The organism is Kitasatospora sp. LaBMicrA B282 (assembly GCF_050325825.1).
Lineage (GTDB): Bacteria > Actinomycetota > Actinomycetes > Streptomycetales > Streptomycetaceae > Kitasatospora.
Genome location: NZ_JBNQTI010000340.1, coordinates 1 through 2,205 on the forward strand (window position 1 = coordinate 1; position 2,205 = coordinate 2,205).

The window sequence follows — 2,205 nt, forward strand, 5'->3', positions numbered from 1 at the left end:
GGGCGCGGACGGCGCGCTGCGGCGCCGTCCGCGCGGGCGCGCGCCCCGGCGGCCCAGCGGGCGCGAGCGGCACGACGAGAAGATCACCGTGTACGTCTCCGCCGAGGAGCTGATGGACCTGGAGCACGCGCGGCTGGTGCTGCGCGGCGAGCACGGCCTCGCGGTGGACCGCGGCCGGGTGGTGCGGGAGGCCATCGCGGTCGTCCTGGCCGACCTGGAGCAGCGGGGTGAGGCCAGCATCCTGGTCCGGCGGTTGCGCAGCCGCTGAACCGGGCCGGCGTGTGAAGATGGACCGCCATGCCCAGCACCTCCCCGCCGCCAGTTCCGGACGCCGCAGCCTCGGCCGCCGCGCCCGTCGATGAGGGCCGTGGCGGCTTCCAGGTGCGGCTGGCCAACTTCGAGGGCCCGTTCGACCTGCTGCTCGGGCTGATCGCCAAGCACAAGCTGGACGTCACCGAGGTCGCACTCGCGCAGGTCACCGACGAGTTCATGGCCCACCTGCGGGCCATGGGCCCCGATTGGGACCTGGACGCCACCACCGAGTTCCTGGTCGTCGCGGCCACCCTGCTGGACCTGAAGGCGGCCCGGCTGCTGCCCGCCGCCGAGGTCGAGGACGAGGAGGACCTCGCCCTGCTGGAGGCCCGCGACCTGCTCTTCGCCCGGCTGCTGCAGTACCGCGCCTACAAGCGGGTGGCGGCGGTCCTCGAACAGCGCTGGGCCGCCGAGCAGCGCCGCCGGCCGCGCACCGTGGGGCTGGAGCCGCAGCACGCCGAGCTGCTGCCGGAGGTGGTCATCCACGTCGGCCCGGAGCGGTTCGCCCAGCTGGCGGCCAAGGCGATGACTCCCAGGCCCAAGCCGGTGGTCTACGTGGACCACATCCACACCCCGCCGGTGAGCGTGCGCGAGCAGGCCGCGCTGGTGGCCGCCTACCTGGCCGAGCACGGCGCGGCGCCGTTCGGCGCGCTGGTCGCGGACGCCGACGGCACCCTGGTGGTGGTGGCCCGGTTCCTGGCGCTGCTGGAGCTGTACCGGGAGCGGGCGCTGGCCTTCGAGCAGCCGGAGCCGCTCGGGGAGCTGACGGTCCGTTGGGTGGCCGACCCGGAGCGGGCGGCGATCGAGGTGACGGACGAGTTCGACGGCGGACCGGCGGCGGAGCCGGACGGCCATGGCACGGGATCGGGATCGGGAGCCGGCGGATGAGCGGTGCGGCAGGGGAGCTCGGCACGGGCGGCGGGGCGCGGCCGGCGCGGCGGGCGCTGGGGGTGCCCGGGCAGGCCCGCGAGGGCGAGTGGCTGGAGCCGGTGTACCCGGAGGACGAGGCCGGCGAGGCGGTCGTCGAGCCCGAGCCCGCGGCGCCCGTCGATCCCGAGCCTGCGGTAGCCGTCGAGCCTGACCCCGACCCTGAGCCCGGCCCTGCCCCCGACCCCGAGGCCGAAGCCGACGGCGTCGGGCTGCGGGCCGGCCTGGAGGCGGTGCTGATGGTGGCCGACGAGCCGCTGGCCGAGGCGCGGCTGGCCCAGGTGGTGGAGCGCCCGCGCGCCGAGGTGGCCGCGGTGCTGCGCGAGCTGGCCGCCGAGTACGCCGCTCAGGGGCGCGGTTTCGAGCTGCGGCTGGTCGCCGGCGGCTGGCGGTTCTACAGCGCCGCCGCCTGCGCCGAGCTGGTGGACCGGTACGTGCTGGACGGCCAACAGGCCCGGCTCACCCAGGCCGCGCTGGAGACCCTCGCGGTGGTCGCCTACCGCCAGCCGGTGTCCCGATCCCGGGTCTCGGCGGTACGCGGTGTGAACTGTGACGGCGTGATGCGTACCCTGGTACAGCGAGGACTGGTGGAAGAGGCCGGCTCCGAGCCCGAAACAGGTGCGATCCTGTATCGGACGACGAACTACTTCCTAGAACGGATGGGGCTGCGCGGCCTGGACGAGCTGCCGGAGCTCGCACCCTTCCTGCCCGAGGTCGACGACGTGGAAGCGGAGTCCCTCGAAGGTACGGCGATCGCGGAAGCGGTCGCCGCCGCGAGCTCAGGGGAAGTGCAGTGAGGTCGCCCGGCACGCCCCGCACTTCCGGATGGAATCGACGTACGGACATTTGATGCGTAGCAGTGGTAGCGGTAACGGCAGGAACAGCGGCGGCGGTGGCCGCGGCAGCGGGCGGGGCGACGCCGGACGGGGCGGCGCCGGCGGGCGCGGCGGCGCCGGTCGCAGCGGC

2 protein-coding genes and 1 pseudogene are annotated in these 2,205 nt (G+C 75.2%); all 3 read left to right on the forward strand.

The genetic code is table 11. The features are described from left to right. Positions 1-268 (forward strand): annotated as a pseudogene (locus tag ACQRUO_RS39245) (hypothetical protein); the annotation flags it as partial. 29 nt (positions 269-297) lie between these two features. Then, positions 298-1,200, forward strand: a complete 903-nt coding sequence (locus tag ACQRUO_RS39250) for a segregation and condensation protein A (RefSeq protein ID WP_428320972.1) — start codon at positions 298-300, stop codon at positions 1,198-1,200. 251 nt (positions 1,201-1,451) lie between these two features. Beyond that, the gene (scpB, locus tag ACQRUO_RS39255) at positions 1,452-2,036 is read left to right on the forward strand and encodes an SMC-Scp complex subunit ScpB (protein ID WP_428320973.1); all 585 of its coding nucleotides are present in this window, start codon (positions 1,452-1,454) and stop codon (positions 2,034-2,036) included. Positions 2,037-2,205: the final 169 nt, after the last annotated feature.